Origin of the sequence: Ornithobacterium rhinotracheale DSM 15997 (assembly GCF_000265465.1) — a bacterium.
In the GTDB taxonomy this organism is placed as follows: domain Bacteria; phylum Bacteroidota; class Bacteroidia; order Flavobacteriales; family Weeksellaceae; genus Ornithobacterium; species Ornithobacterium rhinotracheale.
The window spans coordinates 1,501,033-1,519,974 of record NC_018016.1; the positions used below are offsets into that span (position 1 = coordinate 1,501,033).

The following is an 18,942-nucleotide window of genomic DNA, read 5'->3' on the forward strand; positions in this document are numbered from 1 at the left end:
GTATAAATAAAAGATTTTGTGCTAAAGAAAGTTTCGTTTAATTTTTATATTTTTACGCGAAATAAAAAAAATGAATTTATGCTCACGCCTTGGCTCACGGCTGCTTTGATTGCAGGATATTTTTGTGTCTTATTATTCGTTAGCTATTTAACTTCACGAAAATCCACTAGCGAAACCTTTTTTACGGGCAATCATCAATCGCCTTGGTTTGTAGTAGCTTATGGAATGATTGGAGCCGCACTTTCGGCGGTAACTTTTGTTTCCATTCCTGGGGGCGTGGTGAATAACGCATTCTATCTTTCGCAATTTTTCTTGGGAAATCTAGTTGGCTATTTGTTCATCACATTTGTGTTGATACCGATTTATTATCAATTAAGGCTGGTGTCCATTTATAGCTATTTGCACAATCGGTTTGGGTGGTTTAGTTATAAAACAGGTTCCTTTTTCTTTTTGCTTTCGCAGTCCTTTGGGGCAGGGTTGAGACTACTTTTAGCCATCAAAATCTTGCAAGTTTTGTTTGGCTTAGGCAATGAACACGCTTGGTGGCTTGGGCTTTTGTTTTTGGTTTTAATCTTTCTTTACACTTTTAAAGCTGGGATTAAAACCATTGTTTGGACAGATTTATTGCAGACTACTTTTCTGATTTTAGCCGCGTTAAGCATTGTTTTTGTCATTTTTTCTAAACTACAAATGGGCTTGGGCGACATGATTGCTATGGGCGAAGAAAAAGGCTACTGGAGATGGCTCAATACTGATGTGAACAGTGGTTCCTATTTCTGGAAACAGTTTCTCTCTGGGATTTTGATTGCCATGGCGATGAATGGACTCGACCAAAACATTATGCAAAAAAGCTTGACTTGCAAAAACATGCGCGAAGCACAGAAAAATACGCTTGTCTTTAGTTTTTCGGTGGCGGTGGTGCAATGTTTATTTTTGTTTTTGGGAATGATGCTTTATTTATACGCCGATGTGTACCAAATCGAGCTGCCTACCAAAATGGTGAATGACGTATCTCAAATTGCAACCGACAAAGTTTTGCCATTTTTAACGCTTAATCACTTTGGTTTATTGGCGGGCGTGATGTTTGTTTTGGGAACCGCTGCCGCGGCTTTCTCGAGTGTGGATTCTGCACTCACAGCACTCACTACTTCATTTTGTTATGATTTTTTAGGCATCGAAAAAAAGAAAAATCCGATACAATTAAAGACCATTACGCATATAGGATTCAGTGTGGTGATGCTTGGTTTAATTTTGATTTTTCAAAACTCTGGGAGCGATGTGTTTAGCCTAATTTTTAGTTTGGCAGGCTATACCTATTCGCCACTTTTAGGATTGTTTTTGTTGGGGATTTTTACTTCGTTTAAACCCAATGATAAAATCGTCCCAGTTGCCTGTATTTCAACTCCGATTTTGGCTTATTTTTTAAATCAATTCTTATTGAAAAATTACGATTTTAATATGGGATTTTTGACTATTCTCACGGGGGCGATCATCAGCATAGTTTTGCTATATGTGCTGAATGCTGTGAGTAAATTAGTTAAATAAAAAAAGATTTAGCATTTGTTTTAATACTAAATCTTTTCTATAATTAAAATTAAAACTATTCGGAATTAAGATTTTCTTCTTAGGATATATAAATCTTTTCTTCTGTCTTTTAAGTTTTTCACGCTACCTTGCTCGTGCAATTCAAGCAATAAATCTAAATTGACATCTACCACGAGAATCATCTCTGTGTTTGGTGTAGCGGCAGCTTTTACACCATCGGCAGGAAAGGCAAAATCACATGGTGTGAACACCATAGACTGCGAGTATTGAATGTCCATGTTATGCACCTTTGGCAAGTTTCCTACACTTCCCGCAATAGCGACATAGCATTCGTTTTCGATGGCGCGGGCTTGGGCACAATGTCTTACACGAGAATATCCGTTTTGCGTATCGGTTAAGAAAGGCACAAAAAGAATATTCATTCCGTCGTCGGCAAGTAGGCGGCTCAATTCTGGAAACTCGGAATCGTAGCAAATCAAAATTCCGATTTTGCCACAATCTGTGTCAAAGGCTTTGAGCTGCGTTCCGCCCACAAGTCCCCAAGCTTTTTCCTCGTCTGGCGTAACATGCAGTTTTTCGTAACGCTCCACCGAGCCATCTCTGCGGCATAGATACCCGATGTTATAAAGCTCATCTTCCACGATTTCTGGCATACTTCCCGTGATGATATTGATGTTGTAATTTACTGCCAATTCCGAAAATCTCTCGCGCACTTGCGGTGTATATTTAGCCAAAGAACGAATCGCTTCTGCCTCGCTCAAATGGTTGAACTCAGCCATCAATGGTGCGTTAAAATATTCTGGAAATAGTGCAAAATCACTTCGGTAGCCCGAAAGCGTATTGATGAAGTATTCGGCTTGTTCCATTACTTCTTCAAAGTTTTTGTACGGGCGCATTTGCCACTGCACTAAGCCTAAACGCACTACTGTTTTGTTAGAAGTAGGCATGGTTTCTTCCTTGTCTTTTCCCTCGTAATAAATGTTGTCCCATTCCATTAAGATGGCATTTTTTACCGAAAGTTTATCATCAGGAAGATAGTTTCTCAAAATACGAGTTGGTCTGAAATCGTTTGCCATTTGGAACGAAAGCACAGGATCGTGGATCTCCTTGTGGCTCACTTTTTCGATGTATTCCTTTGGCGTCATTTCCTCAGAATATTTGTGATAGCCAGGCATTCTTCCTCCAAAGGCAATTCCCTTTAAATTCAATTTTTCGCATAATTCTTGGCGGTATTCGTATAATCTTCGCCCGAGTTTCATGCCCCTAAATTTTGGGTGTACAAAAATCTCGATTCCGTATAGAACATTTCCGTCTGCATCGTGTGTAGAGAAAGTTTCGTTTCCCGTAATTGAATTAAAAGTATGGTGTTTATCCACTTTTTTTCCTGGAACAATGATCGAAAGAGCCACACCAGCAATTTCATTGTTCACCTTCAACGCCACTTGCCCTTCAGGGAAGATTTTAATCAACTTTTTGATTTGTTTTTTCTCCCAAACTAGATGAGGCATGCTTTGATAAGATTCCTGCATCGCAGTCAAAAGTTGTGGATAATCTTCCACCGTTAAATAATGTAATTCAATATTCTCTACTATATTGTCGTTTTTCATGGTTTGTATTTAAAAAGTGGTGCAAAGATACATAATTATAAAAAAAGCCCGTGAAATTGAGAGATATAGCATTTGAATTTTATAGGTTTTAATTGTTGTGTAATAAAAATTATTTATATTTGTATTCAATCTAAATAAATATAGATGAAAAAATTATTTTTATTAAGTTTAGCAAGTATTTTACTTTCAGCTTGTTCCTCTTCAGATAGCCGAAAGGATTCGGGACCTTCCACATGTGAGCAATGCATAAAAGAATTTAATAGAAAAGCAACACTTACGCATTGGGCTGATGATATCATTATTCCAAATTATAAGACATACAATCAGTCCATTATTCAGCTTAAAACAGAAACGGAGGCTTTTGTACAATCGCCTTCTACCGAGAATTTGGCAAAACTCAAAAATGCGTTGAGCCAAACTTATTTACTTTGGCAAACAGTGGCTCCGTTTGAAATGGGCAAAGCCAAAGCTGTGGATTTAAGATTTTATACCAATATTTATCCCACCAATGTTACTAGGATTGAGCAAAATATACAAAGCCAAAATCTTAACTTAAAATTGCCAGATACCAACACACAGCAAGGGCTTCCTGCATTGGACTATTTAGTAAACGGAGTGGCAGACTCTCCAGAGAAAATTGTAGAAAAATACCAAGATGATAAGTATAAAAAATACTTGGTAGCTGTTGTGGATAGATTGCAACAAATTACGCAACTAGTTGTAGATGATTGGGATACCTCTTATCGAGGGAAATTTATCCAAAACGATGGAAATTCGGCGGTATCTTCTATCAATGTTTTAGCCAATGATTATTTACTTTATTATGAGAAATATATGCGAAACGGAAAAGTGCGTTTCCCATCTGGTGCCGCAACAGGAAAGGCTTATCCCAATGATGTGGAATCTCGCTACAATCCGCAACTTTCGTTTCCTTTGCTCATAAAATCGCTAGAAACCATGCAAAACTTCTTCAACGGAAGACGCTTTGTAGATCAGCCAGTTGGCTTAGGATTTAGAACTTATCTAGATAAATACCATAAAGTAACAGGAGGTAAAGATATAGCACAAGCCATCAATTCAAAATTTGATGAAGCCATCAATTATACAAAGAAAATAAGCGAACATGCCACAGAGTATGAGTTGATAAAAACGAATAACAAAGCCATGCTAGAGTTGCATGACATTATCCAATCAAATATAATTAATCTAAAAGTGGATATGTTCCAAGCAATGGGTGTTTCTGTGCAATATGTAGATGGAGACGGGGATTAAGTGTTTTGATTTCAAAGGATTAAACAATGTTCGTTAAAGTTAAAAATTATTTAGCGCAAAATACCTCTGCTGCTCCACTCAGCGTCTTTAGAATGATTTTCGGGACGATGATGTTTGCCAGCATCATTCGTTTTTGGCACAATGGCTGGATCGAGGATTTTTACATTAAGCCCAGATTTTTCTTTTCCTACTATGGATTTGAATGGGTAAAGCCTTTAGGCATATATACTTATGTGCTTTTTGCCATTTGTGCATTGGCAGCATTGGGCATTGCATTGGGCTATAAATATCGATTTTCAGCGATTTTGTTTTTTCTGTCGTTTACCTACACCGAGCTGATGGATAAAACCACTTATCTCAATCATTATTATTTCATTAGTTTAATGGCATTTTTAATGATTTTTTTGCCCGCCAATGCGTATTTTTCGGTAGATGCCTATCTCAAGAAATCGGAGAAAAAATACATTCCGCGATGGACGATTTTTTCGGTGCAGTTTATGCTGAGTATCGTTTATTTTTATGCAGGTTTGGCAAAACTAAATTCAGATTGGTTGTTCAATGCCATGCCACTTAAAATCTGGTTGCCACCACACCACGAAATGCCAATTGTGGGCGAATTATTTTCGCAAACATGGTTTCTGTACTTTATGTCTTGGGGTGGAGCGATTTATGATTTAGCCATTCCGTTTTTATTGTTTAATAGAAAAACGAGATTTATAGGATTTTTATTCGTTTTATTCTTTCATATTTTTACACGAATTTTATTCCCAATCGGGATGTTCCCGTTCATCATGATAGGTTCTACACTTATCTTTTTTGATGCCAAATATCACCAGCGATTCATTGATTTTCTGAGAAAAATCCTTCGAAAATTGAATTTTAAAAAGATTGCAACAAGCGAAGTTCCATATAAATATCCCGCATTTTTAAATCGCCCGATTCAAGTGCTTTTTGTGCTATTTTTTATCGTGCAAATTGTTTTTCCGTTTAGATATTTATTGTATCCAGGCGAATTGTTTTGGACAGAGGAGGGATTCCGATTTTCGTGGCGAGTGATGTTGATGGAAAAAGCGGGCTACACTTCATTTATCATTAAAGATAAAAATTCAGACAGAAGAACGATTGTAGAGGCGAGAGATTACCTCACGCCGTTTCAAGAAAAGCAAATGTCGTTTCAGCCCGATTTTATCATTGAATTTGCACAATATTTAGCCCAAGAATTTAAGAAAAGAGGTTACGAAAATCCGCAAGTTTTTGCACAAAGTTATGTCGCGCTCAACGGGCGTGGAAGTGTGCAGTATATTGATCCTACGGTGGATTTAGCCCAAGAAAAAGATTCTTGGAAACATAAAACATTTATTTTACCATTTAATCATGAAATCAAAGGTTTATAGTATATTTTCTTTGTTGATTTGTTTGCCCATTTCGGCACAAATTCAGTCCAAAGAAAAAGCAAAAAAGGATAGTATTGAAACCATTAATCTAAACCAAGTGGAGGCGCAGGCGCACCGCAAAAAGGCTTTCACGCTCAGGCACATGAAAGAGGTGGAGGGAACCTCTATCCTCGCAGGGAAAAAGACCGAAGTGGTGCTTGTGGATCAAAAAACAGCAAACCTTGCAACCAATAATGCACGCCAAGTGTATAACCAAGTGGTGGGGCTCAATATTTATGATTACAACGATGGTGGGTTGCAGCTCGGAATTGGAGGGCGCGGACTGGATCCCAACCGAACTGCCAATTTTAATACAAGACAAAATGGCTACGACATCAGTGCCGATGTGTTGGGCTATCCCGAAAGCTACTACACGCCGCCCACAGAGGCATTGCAAGAGGTGCAAATCATTCGTGGAGCGGCATCTTTGCAATACGGAACGCAGTTTGGTGGAATGATTAATTTTAAATTTAAAGAACCCACCTCACGCAAAAAGATTTTGCTCAATTCAAGACAAACGATAGGTTCGTATAATTTATTTACCTCGTTCAATAGTTTGGAGGGCACGCTGGGTAAATTTTCTTATTATACTTTTTACAATCACAAACAAGGCGATGGGTTTCGTCCTAATTCTAATTTTAATTCCAATAATGCCTTTGGTGCATTTAAATATCAATTTAACGAAAATACGAGTGTAAAGTTTGAATACACTTATTTCCATTATTTAGCACAACAAGCGGGCGGGCTCACCGATAAAATGTTTTACGAGAATCCCACATTTAGCAATCGTTCCAGAAACTGGTTTGAGGTAGATTGGAATTTATTTAATTTAAATTTTCATCATAAATTTAGCGAGAAAACAGCTTTTGACCTTAATACCTTTGGGCTAAAGGCGGATAGAAAAACAGTGGGATTCCGAGTGCAACGCGTGGGGCAACCAGATAATCCTAATGAGGCGAGAGATTTAATCGTGGGCGATTTTGTGAACTGGGGAGCGGAAGCAAGATTATTGACAAAATATAATTTCTTTAATAAAGAAAATGTGCTACTCGTGGGGGCAAAATACTACCAATCACGCAACAAGTCGCGCCAAGGACCTGGGACAAAAGGAGCCGACGCCGATTTCAATTTTGATACAAAAACTTCGCCCGATTATCCGCACCAGAGCGATTTCACTTATCCGAATTTGAATTTAGCCGTTTTTGGAGAAAATATTTTTAGAATCACGCCTAAATTTTCCATCACACCAGGAATTAGATTTGAATACATTGATACGCAGGCTGATGGTGCATTTCGCTATGTGTTGAAAAATTTGGCAGGAATTGTTATCCAAAACGATTTGATAAAAGACGATATTGATTACAAAAGAAGTTTGGTACTTTTGGGAATAGGAGCCAGCTATAAACCCACCGATTTCTTGGAAGTGTATGGAAACCTGTCTCAAAACTATCGTTCTGTGACATTCAGTGATTTGCATACCACCAATCCTTCGTTTGAAGTGGACAAAAACATCAAAGACGAAAACGGATTTACGGCAGATTTAGGCTTCAGAGGAAACTTCAATCGATTTATTTCTTATGATACCAATATTTTTGGATTGTGGTATCTAGATAAAATAGGGAATTACATACGCCCAGCAGATGCCAAAAGCGTGAGGGCAAATGTGGGAGATGCCATTATTTATGGTTTGGAGTTTTTTGCCGAGGCAGATTTTTTGAGAGCCTTTAGAGTAGCCAATCGCTCGCTCATGTTTACAGGCTTTGTAAATTCATCTTTTTCTGAATCTAAATACATTAGATCAAAAATCGTTGGGGTAGAAGGGAAGCGAGTGCAATTTAATCCACAAGTAAATTTAAAAACGGGAATCAATTTTGGGTATAAAAATTTCCTAGCCGCATTGCAGTACATGTATGTTTCGGAGCAGTTTTCAGACGATAGCAACTCGCCACAGCTCAAGCAAGAAGACACTTACGGAATCCGTGGGGCAATCCCTGCCTATGGCATTATGGATTTTTCTGCCTCGTACACCTATAAGCGATATAAACTCGAGGCGGGAATCAACAATTTGCTTAATGATTATTATTTTGTGCGTCGTGCCACGGGCTATCCAGGACCAGGGATTATCCCATCAGACCCGCGTACTTTTTATGTAACTTTTGGGTTTAAATTATAATTAAACGGATTCTTTATCATTACTAAAATTTGTTTGAATTAAAATTTGTACATAACTAAAAATGATTGCAATGCTAGTTACCAATATTTCAGAATTTAGAAAAGATTTAAAATCCTATTTAAACAAGGTTGCAAAAAACTTTGAAACCTTAATCATTAATCGTGGAAAAGAATCTGCAATCGTGGTTTTGTCGCTTGATGAGTATAATTCTTTGATGGCGACAAATTATGAACTGTCTTCTCGCAAAAACGAACAGCGTCTAGATGCTGCAATAGCAAAATTGAAATCAGGAGAATCATTTGAGAAAACACTGATTGAAGATTAATTATGAAATATATTTTTGTAGATGAATCTTGGGAAGATTATCTATATTGGCAAAAAGACGATAAACGAAAGCTTAAAAGAATCAATGCTTTGTTGAAAGATATTTCGCGCACGCCTTTTGAAGGTATTGGCAAACCTGAGCCATTAAAACATAAATATTCAGGATTTTGGTCACGCAGAATTGATGATGAACATTGTTTAATTTACCGTTACGAAGAAGATAAAATCCTGATTGCCAAATGTAGATTTCATTATGATTAAAAATAAAAAAGCTATCTCTAGATATTGAGATAGCTTTCTTTTCTTATGAATTAAATTAGTCTTTGTCAAAAAATCGCAACGAGTTTTTCAACGATTGAATTTCTCGTTCCATTTGTTGCATTCTTTGTAGCATGTGGCGCATCGCATCGATTCCTGCAAGGTTCACGCCCAAATCATAATGCCAGCGACTGTATTTTTCAAGCTCTTCTAGCATATCCTCTTCAATACAATACTCATTGTCCACCTGTTGCAAAACGAGAATTCCCTCGTCCTGCAGATCGCTGATGAAAGTACGCTCAATCTGCGTGTTCTTACAATAATCAGATATTTTGATATATTTTATTTCCATGATTTTTAAAGTTTAGCTAGTTTTTCAAACAATTCTTTTTGTTCATCGCTTAATTGCGTAGGAATTTCCACTTGGTAATTGATGATTAAATCACCAAATTCTCCTGCCTTTTTGTATTTAGGGAAACCTTTTCCTTTCAATTTTACTTTGCTATCGTTTTGTGTGCCTGGTTTTACTTTTAATTTCACTTCGCCATCAAAAGTTTTAACCAAGATTTCTCCGCCTAAAACAGCGGTGTATAAATCCAATTTTTGAGTTTTGTGCAAATCATTGCCTTGGCGTTTAAACTCGGGATCTTGCGCAATGTTAAAGGTAATGTACAAATCTCCTTTTGGTCCGCCATTCACGCCTTCGCCGCCGTAGCCTTTTAGCTTAATTTTTTGCCCATCTTCTACACCTGCAGGAATTGTAATTCTGATTTTTTTACCATTCACATTCAGCTCGCGTTTGTGCGTAGTGTAGACATCTCGCATGCTAAGCTGCAGTTCAGCAGAAAGATCCTGTCCTCGGAATTTTCTTGTACGGCTACCTCTGCCAAAATGTGCACTACCACCAGCACGACTGCCAAATAAATCGCTGAAGAAGTCAGAGAAATTACCTTCTTCAAAATTTCCGTCATAGGATTCGCTCCAAGCTTGCCCACCACCAAACGGATTGCCACCGCCATAGGCTTGCTGTTGCTGTCTCATTTTTTCTATCTCCTCAGCGTGTTTCCAATTTTCGCCATACTCATCATATTTCTTACGATTTTCAGGATTGCTCAGCACCTCGTTAGCCTCGTTCAGTTGCTGGAATTTTTGTTGAGCCTCCTTATCGTTTGGGTTCAAGTCTGGGTGGTATTTTCTTGCCAATTTGCGATAAGCTTTTTTGATGTCGGCTTCGCTGGCATTTTTGTCCACCCCTAGTATTTGATAATAATCTATATATGCCATAAATATTTCTAAATTTTTTGATTAATTAGGGTAAATCAATTATTGTGCAAACTATTGATTTTGTTCTTTTTTTGCCTTTTCCCACAATAAATCAAGCTGTTCTATCGATAAATCTGACAAATTTACCTTTTCGTTTTCTGCCAAATTTTCCATTTTTTGAAAACGATTAATAAATTTCTGATTGGTTCTTTCTAGTGCATTCTCTGGATTGATCCCTATTTGGCGGGCATAATTTATAATTGAAAAAAGCACATCGCCCAGCTCGTCTTCTTGCTTTTGCTTGTCAGTCTCGGCCTTAAACTCTGCAATTTCTTCTTCTATTTTGCTGAAAGCCTCCTCGGGTGTAGGGAAATCAAAGCCAATGCCTTTTACCTTATCCTGAATGCGGTAGGCTTTCACCATAGCGGGCAAACCTTTAGGGACACCTGCCAGTACAGAACGATTACCTTCTTTTAGTTTTAGTTTTTCCCAATTTCGTTTTACTTCTTCCTCGTCTTGCACTTGCACATCACCATAAATATGCGGATGGCGGAAAATCAATTTTTCGCATTCGGCATGTATGGCATCTGCAATATCAAAAGCCTTTTGCTCCTCGGCGATTTTGGCGTAAAAGATGAGGTGCAACATCACATCGCCGATTTCTTTTTTAAGCTCAGGGAGATCGTTGTTTAAAATAGCATCGCCTAATTCGTAAACCTCTTCTAGTGTGAGATGGCGTAGGCTGAGCAAGGTTTGTTTTCTATCCCAAGGGCATTTTTCTCTTAAATCGTCTAAAATATCGAGCAATCGCCCGAAAGCTTGCATTTTTTCTTCTCTAGTGTGCATCATGGCATATTTTCTTGGCAGAAAGGTACAAAAAAAAGCCCAAAAACTAATTTTTGGGCTTTATAGATTTATTAATTTATTTAAAATCTTATTCCTCTTCGCTTTTAGCGTTTTCAGTTTCTTCGTTTTCTTCTGGAGTCAATAAATCGTTTTTAAGCAAAATATTGTACCATTGGAATAATTTTTTAAGATCTGAGTGGTACACACGGCTTTCGTCGTATTCAGGAAGCACCTCTTGCATATAAGCACGCAATTCGCTCTCTGGAGATTTGTGGCTTATGCACTCTTTTCCGTTTTCTTTTTCGTAGATTTTTTTGAAAACTTCGCGTAATGGAACTTCTTCTGTATGGGTGTAAATCGCTACATTGCTAAGCAAACTTACATTGTAAGATGCTGGAATGCTTGATTTTTTTCCGTCGTCTAAGTTTTTTGCAATAAAACCACTTTTGGTTTGAGAAATTAGGTTGTATAAACCTGGCTTTCCTGAGATTGCAATTACTTTTTCTATCTTCATCTTTTATGTTTTAGTATTAAAATTTTTTTCGTGATGGCAAATATAAAATTTATTTCGGAAAACGCATCTTATATTTTACATTTACATTCCCTTTGCTGATTTTATCCAGTTTTTTGCTCACCAATTTTTTCTTAAAATTGCTCAAATAGTCGGTAAACAAAACACCATCTATGTGGTCGTATTCGTGCTGAATGACACGCGCAAATATATCCGAAAAAGTTTCGGTATGCTCCACAAAGTTTTCATCTAAGTAGCGTAGCGTAATGCTCTCTGGGCGAGCTACATCTTCGCGCACATTTGGGATACTTAAACACCCTTCGTTAAATTTCCAAGGCTCGCCAGTTTCCTCGATTTTGTGAGCGTTGATAAATACTTTTTTAAAAGTTTTAAGCTCCTCGGCTATGTTCTCGTACTCTTCATCTTCCGCAAAAGGAGTAATGTCAATCACAAAAAGGCGAATCGGAAGCCCTACTTGAGGTGCTGCAATCCCGATGCCATTGGCTGTGTACATGGTTTCAAACATGTTTTCAATCAACTCGTTGAGGTGCGGATAATCTTTATCAATGTCTTCGCATTTTTTTCTTAAAACAGGGTCGCCATATGCGCGAATATCTAATATCATTTCTTTAAATGTTTTAAATTATAAATTTTTAATTTTCTTTTAATTCTGAAAGAAAAAATCCTCCAGAAAATGATTTTTTTTTATTAAAGCTAAAAAATGAATTTCAACCGAATTTTTAATAAAAAAATAGGGCGAAATCTATATTATTTTTTAGCCGTTTCGTTCCATGAAAGATTGCAAAATCAATGTGGCACTCACGCGATCGATGATGGTTTTGTCTCGTCGTTTTTTCTTTTTTGCGCCGCTCATAAAAATCGCTTCTGCCGCTCGTATGGAGGTGTAGGATTCATCTTCTCTGTGAATATTGATTTTCGGGTATTTTTTCTGAAAATCTTGAATGAAAATCTGAATGTCTTCTTCAATTTCTCCAGGCACGCCGTGTGCACGCATTGGCAAACCTATCACCACATCGCTCACGGGCTCGGTCGCAAAATATTTTTCAAGATACGGCATCAAATCCTTGGTAGGCACTGTGTCCAATGCCGAGGCAATGATGCGCAGGGGATCTGTTACGGCGAGTCCCGTTTTTACTTTTCCGTAATCTATGGCTAAAATTCGCAAAATTTCAATTTTTAAAACTAAACAATCTCCGCCGAAAGTCCGCTATCTAGCAAGGCAGAACACATCGGGATAAGTGTATCTTTGTCACCAGATTTCACATCGCACTTGCCAGAGTAGTGCACAATCATAGCACACTGTTCCGCTTGAATAGGCGTGTGCTGGCAGATTTTGACCAAGCATTCAATCACCCAATCAAAGGTGTTTACATCATCATTGTGCAGAATGATACGGTAAGCATTCTCGGTTTCGGTAAGCACCGCGATGTCTTCTAATGTTTCGGTTTGTGTGTTAAAATATGGATTCTGTGTCATTTTTTAAGCTTTTTCAAAACGGAGAGCAATCCACTCGTTTCGTTCTTTCTTATCTACAAAATTTAATCCAAAACCTTCTACAAATTGAATCATTTCTTGCTCATCGATATCAAGCAATCCACTCAAAATCAATTGTGCATTAGGTTTTAGTGCATTGATGTAAAAAGGCATATCTGCCTTTAAAATATTTTTGTTGATGTTTGCCAAAACCAAATCAAATTTTTCGTCTGGAATGGATTCAGCACCACCTTTTATAAAACTAACTTCTACATTGTTTCGTTCGGCATTTTCTACCGCATTTTCGTACGACCATTCATCAATATCGATACCCAAACAAGATTTAGCCCCACGCATTTTGCTCAAAATCGCCAAAATGCCCGTTCCCGTTCCCATATCAAGTACAGATTTTTGGTCTAAATCTAGGTTTAAAAGATATTCCACCATTAAATGCGTGGTCTCGTGGTGCCCTGTGCCAAAAGACATTTTGGGCTGAATCACGATTTCATACGGAGCATCGGGATGTGGCTCGTGGAATTCAGCACGAATGTAGCACGCATCGTTGATGTTGATAGGCGAGAAATTACTTTCCCACTCTTTGTTCCAGTTTACGGGTTCTATTTCTGTTCTTTCGTACACGGTTTCGGCGGTGTCGAGTTCTGCAACTTGGTCTTTTACAAATTCCTCGTCGTCATAATCTTTTAAGATATAAGCCTTTAACCCAGTCGCTGTTTCTTCAAAAGATTCAAATTCAGCTTGAGAAAGTAGTGCGATTAAAATCTCGCTAAATGGCTGAGGAGGTACAATATTAAAGTTGTATTCAATATAATTCATGATGTAATTTTTAAGGTTTAAATCAAGCAAAATTTAGCCTTAAAGCCAATTTGTTTTGTGCTGAAAAACCTTTTGCAAAGATACAAAAATCTAAGCTAATAAATGATTTGGAAATGGATTTAAGCTAAAAAATTAAAAAATCTGAATTAAAAAAAGTACCTTTGCTGTATGAAAAATGATAATAAAATTTTTGGGCTTCATCCTGTGTTAGAAGCCATAGATTCTGGCAAAACCATAGATAAACTATTTGTGCAAAAAGGCTTGCAAGGCGAATTGGCGAGCGAGGTTTTGCGTAAAGCCAGAGCGTTGGGGATTCCGATGCAGTATGTTCCCGTGCAAAAACTCAATAAGCTTACCCGCAAGAACCATCAAGGGATTTTTGGGTATTTGTCGCCCATTGAATTTTATAAAATAGACCAAATTTTGCCTCTCGTGTACGAAAAAGGAGAAAATCCGTTTTTCTTGATTTTGGATAGATTGAGCGATGTGCGAAACTTTGGGGCCATTGCCCGCACCGCTGAATGCTGTGGTGTGCATGCCATTGTGGTGCCAGAGCGTGGGGCGGCAGCCATCAACGAAGATGCCTTGAAAACATCAGCTGGAGCTTTGTTTAAAATCCCCGTGTGTAGAGAAAAATCGTTGAAAGAAGTGGTGAGTTTCTTGCAATTGAGCGGAGTTTCTGTTGTGTGTGCTACGGAAAAAACCGATGATACGATTTACAATACCGATTTAACCAAGCCGCTTGCTATTGTAATGGGGAACGAAGGTGATGGAGTGGGCGAGGAGTTGCTCGCAAAGGCAGATCATTTAGCCAAATTGCCGATGCTTGGAGAAATAGGTTCTTTAAATGTTTCAGTAGCCTGTGGTGCGTTTTTGTACGAAGCCATTCGCCAGCGAGATTTTGCTTAAAATGATTTCAATCATAGAAAAGCAGTAAAATTTTATATAATCATTTAAAATATTTAACTTTACAAAAATTAGAAAACAATGAAATATTCAACAATTATAGGTTTAGTTTTGCTAGTTGTAGGATTGATTTTATACATCCTTCAGGCACCAGATTATACCGCAAAAGAATTTTATATTGCAGGATTCTTAGGGCTAGGTATAGGTTTGCTTTTGGGCGGATTTATGGGCTATGCACAGAAAAAACGCAAAAAAGTAATTGAAAAAGTGGTGAAAATAACTCCACAAAACGGTGCCGAACCAGAAACTATGCCTATTGCGGAAGATGTGAATAAAACAGAAGAAGAATATAGATAAAATATAATTAAATCATGAGAAAAAAAATCGTAGCAGGAAACTGGAAAATGAATAAAAACTGGGCAGAGGCTAAAGAGCTTTTGCTTGGTGTAAATAGCTTTGTTTCGTCAAGAAACCCAAAATGTGAAGTGATCGTAGCACCCCCTGCTACTTATTTGCTAAACGCAGCGGAGATTTTCCAAAGCAATGCGGAGATTTCTGCTCAAAATGTTTCTGAATTTGAACCAGGAGCTTACACAGGAGAGATTTCTACCGATATTTTAAATTCAATTGGAGTAAAATATTCAATCATTGGGCACTCAGAGCGTCGTTCAATCTTTGGAGAGACCAACGAGCAAATCGGAAAAAAAGTAGACAAAGCTTTGGCTGCTAATATTTCGCCAATTCTTTGTTGTGGAGAGGTGCTTGAAGAAAGAAAAGCTAACAAGCATGTAGATGTAGTGTCTGAACAATTGAAAGCTGCACTTAAAAATGTGAAAAAAGAGCAAATGAAAGATGTAATCATTGCTTATGAGCCAGTTTGGGCAATTGGAACAGGTGAAACTGCTACGCCAGAGCAAGCTCAGGAAATGCACGCTGAAATCAGAGCTTTATTAAGAAGTTTATTTGATCAAGAAACATCAGAGGCTGTAAGAATCCTTTACGGAGGAAGTGTAAAACCTAGCAATGCAGACGAATTATTCTCTCAGCCAGACATCGATGGTGGACTTGTGGGAGGAGCTTCATTAAACATCGAAGATTTCTCTGCCTTAATCACTTCAGGTAGCAACGCTACAAAATAATAATTTGGTTTTTATTGATATTAAAACGCCCTTATGTGGGGCGTTTTTTGTTTTTGGGAAAATTAAGAGTTTTTGTGATTTGTTTTGATAAAATAAAGTAGTTTTACTTATATTTGTCGGAGATATAAATTCTAATAAATGAAAACAGAAAGTCATTCTATTAATGATGTCTTAGCAAAAAATGCGACGTCTTTTTTTATACCTCCATTTCAGCGAGCTTACGCTTGGGGTAGACCAGAACTTGAAAGATATTTTAGTGATGTATCAAGGATCATTGAATCAGAATTAGATATTAGACAACAAAATAAATTGGAACACTTTTTTGGCACAATCGTTATTAAAGAAGAAAAAGCTGGTTTTGCCAATAAGTCTATCATAGTAGATGGGCAACAAAGATTAACTACAACATTATTATTTTTAATAGCACTTAGGGATTCTGATTTTGATGATGAAAATGAAAATTATATACATCAAACATATCTAATAAATAATTCATCAACTTTTCAAGATAAAATAAAATTGAAGCAGGTTACAAAAGATTGGGATTCTTATAAAGCCTTAGTTAATAAGCTAGAACCAAAACCTGGAGTAATAAAAAATGCGTATGATTTTTTTAAAAAACTTATAGGTGATCGAAAAAGAGAATCGCCACAAATAAAACTAGAGCATTATATTAGAGCTATTCAAAAAATGAATGTTGCTGTGATTTTTTTAGATGAAAGACCCTACAAAGGAGAAGATCCTCAAATAATATTTGAAACATTAAATTCTTTGGGGAAGCCCTTGACCTTGTCTGATCTTGTGAGAAATTTTGTTTTGCTTAACATGGAAAGTAATAAACAATCTGAGATATATGAAGGAATCTGGCATCCTAAAATAGAAGCTATTTTAAATGAGAATACATCAAAATTTTTTAGAGATTATTTACAGTATAAAACAGCAAGTTCATTGAAGATAGTCAATGATAGTAATACAAAAGAGCTATACCAATATTTTAAAAGTTTTGTAGAAAAGGAATTTAATGATCATGAGAATTTTATAGATGATATAGTACATTTTGTAGTTTTTTATAAATGGATAATAACAGAAGTGGTGACAGATATTATATCTCCAAATAAATTAAATGATAAAAAAATAAAAGAATTACTCAGGAATATTTTTCATGATATTAAATCAGAGGCTTTTAAGCCTTTTGTCTTGGGGTTGTTAGATCTTCATCAAAGTGAAAAAAATGATATCAAATTAACAGATGATATTCTTATATCCACATTGACAGCAATTAGAACATATTTGATAAGGAGGAGAGTTTTGGGGTTAACTCAAGGGGAAAATAAAAATATAATTCCTCTTGTTAAAAAGATTGAGCTTATAAAAAATGGTGATTTAACAATGTTTGAGTTGTTAACTAATATGTTTTATAGATTAAGATTGCCAAATGACAATGAAATGAAAGATTCTTTAACTTCGTTAAATTTTTACAAAGGCTTAAAGCAATATTCAAAGCTCATACTAGGGAAAATAGAGGAGCATAATACTAAGGTTGCAGTGGATTTTAGAGATTCTAAAATAACGATAGAACATATAATGCCTCAAACATTAGGAGACAGTTGGAAGGTTGAATTGGGGGAAAAATCAAATGAAATTCATCAAAAATACATTCACAATATAGGTAACTTAATACTGACAGAATTTAATAGTGAAATAGGTAATAAATCTTTTGAGGAAAAAAAAGATAAGATTAGAACATCTTCATTGTCTTATCGATTAGGAATTATAGATAAAAATATATGGAATGAAGAAAGTATAATTGAACATCAAAAAAATATGATAAAATGGTTTTTATCTACATTTGAGATTCCTGATGAGTATAAGGAGAAAGCTAATTGGAATACAAAAACAGTAGAAGATGTGTCATTTTCTCCACTAGACATAGACGCAAATGAAATGGCAGAAGGAAATAAACCAAAGGAGTTACATGTTTTTAAAGAAGTTATAGAAGTAAATACTTGGCAAGACATCTTTGTAAGTTTTCTTAAATATTTAAGAGAAAGTCAGAATTTTGATTTTAATTTTATATTAGACAATCAAGAACTGCTATTTAAAAATAGCGATATTATTGTTAAATGGAGAAGGTTAAAAGAAATTTTTGAATTTAACTCAGATTTATCAAATCGCTATAAGAATTTTGAAGGAAGGTTTTATAGTAAGGAAAAAAAATTAAATGATGAAATGTTTTTTATTCATATAAATATATCAGCATCAACTTGCATGAATAGGATTAAAAGTATTATGCAAAAATTTAATATATCAGAAAATGAGGTTAAAGTAATTTTAAAATAATTAAGGATATGCTTTTTTTAAGAAAAATAATTAGTAATTATCATATCAATACCCAAATTGATGTGTAGTTTATTTTATGAAAGAATGTTTTTTGAGATAAAAGCAAGTTTATCTGGATTAAGATGTTCTTAATAAACTATCTTTTAATACCAATTGATTACTTTTATATATTTTTTGTAAGTTGTCAAGTTATTGTGTTATTTGTGTAAATATTTTATTTAAACAATAGAAATTATGGAGGAGGTAAAAAGTAGTTCGCGAATCGAAAGAGTCCAAGAGAATCTTTATTTAAATTTAGTAGAAGGTGAGAAAATAGAAGCTATAGCTTGCCAAAAAAGATTGTATACAATTTTTCCAATTCTTACAGGTGGAAATTTGTTCCCTTTAATCAAGCGTCGAGATATTATTGCTGTAACTTCTGGGCGATTTATTTTAATGAAACGAAAATTAATTATGGGGTATGATCTTATAGATATGAGATGGCAAGATATTGGAGATGTCAAGTTAGAAGTTGGAATTTTTGGTGCGGATTTATCTATCTCACAATACGCGTCTACAGATTTATCTATCGATAAAAATATTGGTGCTTATATTTTAAAATTGGTTGGTTTTCAAAAAGAGCGTGTGTATCAAATTTATAGGTTGATTCAGCAACAAGAGCAAATTTGGAGAGAAAAACGAAGAATAAGAGGACTGGAGGAATTGAGAGCTAAATCTGGAGGCATGCAAATGAATCAATCACTTGGAAGTGGATTGAATGGTGCTGATACAGAAAAAGCATCTCCTTCTACACGATTAGCTGAAGCTAAAAAGATGCTTGATGATAAACTCATATCCGATAGTGAATATGAAGCATTAAAAGCTAAGATCATAAATGAAATGGTTTAGTTAAGTTACCCACCAAAATAAGTGTTGTAAAGATAAATCACTAACACCAAGGCTAGGATAATAGTCAGAAATAAATTTTTCTTTTTCTCTTTTTGTAGTTGTCTTTCTA

At 36.0% G+C, this 18,942-nt stretch carries 20 protein-coding genes; 11 read left to right on the top strand and 9 right to left on the bottom strand.

What is annotated here, in order from left to right:
• Positions 1-78: 78 nt before the first annotated feature.
• Entirely contained in the window at positions 79-1,545 is a 1,467-nt protein-coding gene (locus ORNRH_RS07075) for a sodium:solute symporter (RefSeq protein ID WP_014791200.1), read from the top strand.
• 65 nt (positions 1,546-1,610) lie between these two features.
• Here the strand turns inward: ORNRH_RS07075 and ORNRH_RS07080 are convergent, their stop codons facing one another.
• Complete coding sequence (locus ORNRH_RS07080; RefSeq protein WP_014791201.1) at positions 1,611-3,152, bottom strand: bifunctional GNAT family N-acetyltransferase/carbon-nitrogen hydrolase family protein; 1,542 nt, start codon at positions 3,150-3,152, stop codon at positions 1,611-1,613.
• Positions 3,153-3,296: 144 nt separating this feature from the next.
• Between ORNRH_RS07080 and ORNRH_RS07085 the strand changes: the two genes are divergently transcribed.
• The 5 genes from ORNRH_RS07085 (at position 3,297) to ORNRH_RS07105 (ending at position 8,615) form a co-directional block, all read left to right on the top strand.
• Entirely contained in the window at positions 3,297-4,424 is a 1,128-nt protein-coding gene (locus ORNRH_RS07085) for an imelysin family protein (protein ID WP_014791202.1), read from the top strand.
• A gap of 26 nt (positions 4,425-4,450) precedes the next feature.
• Positions 4,451-5,818 (top strand): HTTM domain-containing protein, encoded by a 1,368-nt coding sequence (locus tag ORNRH_RS07090; protein ID WP_014791203.1) that lies wholly within the window; start codon positions 4,451-4,453, stop codon positions 5,816-5,818.
• Positions 5,799-8,030 (top strand): TonB-dependent receptor family protein, encoded by a 2,232-nt coding sequence (locus tag ORNRH_RS07095; protein WP_014791204.1) that lies wholly within the window; start codon positions 5,799-5,801, stop codon positions 8,028-8,030. The genes ORNRH_RS07090 and ORNRH_RS07095 overlap by 20 nt, the downstream gene beginning before the upstream one ends.
• A gap of 70 nt (positions 8,031-8,100) precedes the next feature.
• Complete coding sequence (locus ORNRH_RS07100) at positions 8,101-8,355, top strand: type II toxin-antitoxin system Phd/YefM family antitoxin (RefSeq protein ID WP_014791205.1); 255 nt, start codon at positions 8,101-8,103, stop codon at positions 8,353-8,355.
• A gap of 2 nt (positions 8,356-8,357) precedes the next feature.
• A complete protein-coding gene (locus tag ORNRH_RS07105) occupies positions 8,358-8,615 on the top strand; it encodes a Txe/YoeB family addiction module toxin (protein WP_014791206.1) in 258 nt (85 codons plus the stop codon).
• A 55-nt stretch (positions 8,616-8,670) separates the two neighbouring features.
• On the opposite strand, the gene ORNRH_RS07110 is transcribed toward ORNRH_RS07105, so the two are convergent.
• From ORNRH_RS07110 to prmA, 8 genes are all read right to left on the bottom strand, one after another.
• The gene (locus ORNRH_RS07110; RefSeq protein ID WP_014791207.1) at positions 8,671-8,964 is read right to left on the bottom strand and encodes a chaperone modulator CbpM; all 294 of its coding nucleotides are present in this window, start codon (positions 8,962-8,964) and stop codon (positions 8,671-8,673) included.
• Positions 8,965-8,969: 5 nt separating this feature from the next.
• A complete protein-coding gene (locus tag ORNRH_RS07115; protein ID WP_014791208.1) occupies positions 8,970-9,896 on the bottom strand; it encodes a DnaJ C-terminal domain-containing protein in 927 nt (308 codons plus the stop codon).
• 51 nt (positions 9,897-9,947) lie between these two features.
• On the bottom strand, positions 9,948-10,721 hold the full coding sequence (gene mazG, locus ORNRH_RS07120; RefSeq protein ID WP_014791209.1) for a nucleoside triphosphate pyrophosphohydrolase: 774 nt from the start codon (positions 10,719-10,721) through the stop codon (positions 9,948-9,950).
• 88 nt (positions 10,722-10,809) lie between these two features.
• Positions 10,810-11,235 carry a DUF5606 family protein gene (locus tag ORNRH_RS07125; protein ID WP_014791210.1) on the bottom strand — a complete coding sequence of 142 codons (426 nt, stop codon included), beginning with the start codon at positions 11,233-11,235 and terminating at the stop codon, positions 10,810-10,812.
• A 49-nt stretch (positions 11,236-11,284) separates the two neighbouring features.
• Positions 11,285-11,857, bottom strand: coding sequence for a peptide deformylase (def, locus tag ORNRH_RS07130; RefSeq protein WP_014791211.1), 573 nt, complete (start codon positions 11,855-11,857; stop codon positions 11,285-11,287).
• A gap of 150 nt (positions 11,858-12,007) precedes the next feature.
• Positions 12,008-12,418 (bottom strand): Holliday junction resolvase RuvX, encoded by a 411-nt coding sequence (gene ruvX / locus ORNRH_RS07135; protein WP_014791212.1) that lies wholly within the window; start codon positions 12,416-12,418, stop codon positions 12,008-12,010.
• Positions 12,419-12,435: 17 nt separating this feature from the next.
• Positions 12,436-12,729, bottom strand: coding sequence for an ATP-dependent Clp protease adaptor ClpS (locus ORNRH_RS12175; RefSeq protein ID WP_014791213.1), 294 nt, complete (start codon positions 12,727-12,729; stop codon positions 12,436-12,438).
• Positions 12,730-12,732: 3 nt separating this feature from the next.
• Positions 12,733-13,560, bottom strand: coding sequence for a 50S ribosomal protein L11 methyltransferase (prmA, locus tag ORNRH_RS07145; RefSeq protein WP_014791214.1), 828 nt, complete (start codon positions 13,558-13,560; stop codon positions 12,733-12,735).
• 168 nt (positions 13,561-13,728) lie between these two features.
• Between prmA and rlmB the strand changes: the two genes are divergently transcribed.
• From rlmB to ORNRH_RS07170, 5 genes are all read left to right on the top strand, one after another.
• Complete coding sequence (gene rlmB / locus ORNRH_RS07150) at positions 13,729-14,469, top strand: 23S rRNA (guanosine(2251)-2'-O)-methyltransferase RlmB (RefSeq protein ID WP_014791215.1); 741 nt, start codon at positions 13,729-13,731, stop codon at positions 14,467-14,469.
• A 78-nt stretch (positions 14,470-14,547) separates the two neighbouring features.
• Positions 14,548-14,823 carry a hypothetical protein gene (locus ORNRH_RS07155; RefSeq protein ID WP_014791216.1) on the top strand — a complete coding sequence of 92 codons (276 nt, stop codon included), beginning with the start codon at positions 14,548-14,550 and terminating at the stop codon, positions 14,821-14,823.
• Between the two features lie 14 nt (positions 14,824-14,837).
• Complete coding sequence (tpiA, locus tag ORNRH_RS07160) at positions 14,838-15,605, top strand: triose-phosphate isomerase (RefSeq protein WP_014791217.1); 768 nt, start codon at positions 14,838-14,840, stop codon at positions 15,603-15,605.
• A 138-nt stretch (positions 15,606-15,743) separates the two neighbouring features.
• Positions 15,744-17,945 carry a DUF262 domain-containing protein gene (locus ORNRH_RS07165; protein WP_014791218.1) on the top strand — a complete coding sequence of 734 codons (2,202 nt, stop codon included), beginning with the start codon at positions 15,744-15,746 and terminating at the stop codon, positions 17,943-17,945.
• A gap of 234 nt (positions 17,946-18,179) precedes the next feature.
• Positions 18,180-18,833 (top strand): PH domain-containing protein, encoded by a 654-nt coding sequence (locus ORNRH_RS07170; protein WP_014791219.1) that lies wholly within the window; start codon positions 18,180-18,182, stop codon positions 18,831-18,833.
• The last annotated feature ends 109 nt before the right edge of the window (positions 18,834-18,942 follow it).

What these genes read in the sequence shown, in the direction of transcription:
- ORNRH_RS07075 (WP_014791200.1), top strand. Translation starts at nt 79, where the DNA reads ATGCTCACGCCTTGGCTCACGGCTGCTTTGATTGCAGGATATTTTTGT.
- ORNRH_RS07080 (WP_014791201.1), bottom strand. Translation starts at nt 3,152, where the DNA reads ATGAAAAACGACAATATAGTAGAGAATATTGAATTACATTATTTAACG.
- ORNRH_RS07085 (WP_014791202.1), top strand. Translation starts at nt 3,297, where the DNA reads ATGAAAAAATTATTTTTATTAAGTTTAGCAAGTATTTTACTTTCAGCT.
- ORNRH_RS07090 (WP_014791203.1), top strand. Translation starts at nt 4,451, where the DNA reads ATGTTCGTTAAAGTTAAAAATTATTTAGCGCAAAATACCTCTGCTGCT.
- ORNRH_RS07095 (WP_014791204.1), top strand. Translation starts at nt 5,799, where the DNA reads ATGAAATCAAAGGTTTATAGTATATTTTCTTTGTTGATTTGTTTGCCC.
- ORNRH_RS07100 (WP_014791205.1), top strand. Translation starts at nt 8,101, where the DNA reads ATGCTAGTTACCAATATTTCAGAATTTAGAAAAGATTTAAAATCCTAT.
- ORNRH_RS07105 (WP_014791206.1), top strand. Translation starts at nt 8,358, where the DNA reads ATGAAATATATTTTTGTAGATGAATCTTGGGAAGATTATCTATATTGG.
- ORNRH_RS07110 (WP_014791207.1), bottom strand. Translation starts at nt 8,964, where the DNA reads ATGGAAATAAAATATATCAAAATATCTGATTATTGTAAGAACACGCAG.
- ORNRH_RS07115 (WP_014791208.1), bottom strand. Translation starts at nt 9,896, where the DNA reads ATGGCATATATAGATTATTATCAAATACTAGGGGTGGACAAAAATGCC.
- mazG (WP_014791209.1), bottom strand. Translation starts at nt 10,721, where the DNA reads ATGCACACTAGAGAAGAAAAAATGCAAGCTTTCGGGCGATTGCTCGAT.
- ORNRH_RS07125 (WP_014791210.1), bottom strand. Translation starts at nt 11,235, where the DNA reads ATGAAGATAGAAAAAGTAATTGCAATCTCAGGAAAGCCAGGTTTATAC.
- def (WP_014791211.1), bottom strand. Translation starts at nt 11,857, where the DNA reads ATGATATTAGATATTCGCGCATATGGCGACCCTGTTTTAAGAAAAAAA.
- ORNRH_RS12175 (WP_014791213.1), bottom strand. Translation starts at nt 12,729, where the DNA reads ATGACACAGAATCCATATTTTAACACACAAACCGAAACATTAGAAGAC.
- prmA (WP_014791214.1), bottom strand. Translation starts at nt 13,560, where the DNA reads ATGAATTATATTGAATACAACTTTAATATTGTACCTCCTCAGCCATTT.
- rlmB (WP_014791215.1), top strand. Translation starts at nt 13,729, where the DNA reads ATGAAAAATGATAATAAAATTTTTGGGCTTCATCCTGTGTTAGAAGCC.
- ORNRH_RS07155 (WP_014791216.1), top strand. Translation starts at nt 14,548, where the DNA reads ATGAAATATTCAACAATTATAGGTTTAGTTTTGCTAGTTGTAGGATTG.
- tpiA (WP_014791217.1), top strand. Translation starts at nt 14,838, where the DNA reads ATGAGAAAAAAAATCGTAGCAGGAAACTGGAAAATGAATAAAAACTGG.
- ORNRH_RS07165 (WP_014791218.1), top strand. Translation starts at nt 15,744, where the DNA reads ATGAAAACAGAAAGTCATTCTATTAATGATGTCTTAGCAAAAAATGCG.
- ORNRH_RS07170 (WP_014791219.1), top strand. Translation starts at nt 18,180, where the DNA reads ATGGAGGAGGTAAAAAGTAGTTCGCGAATCGAAAGAGTCCAAGAGAAT.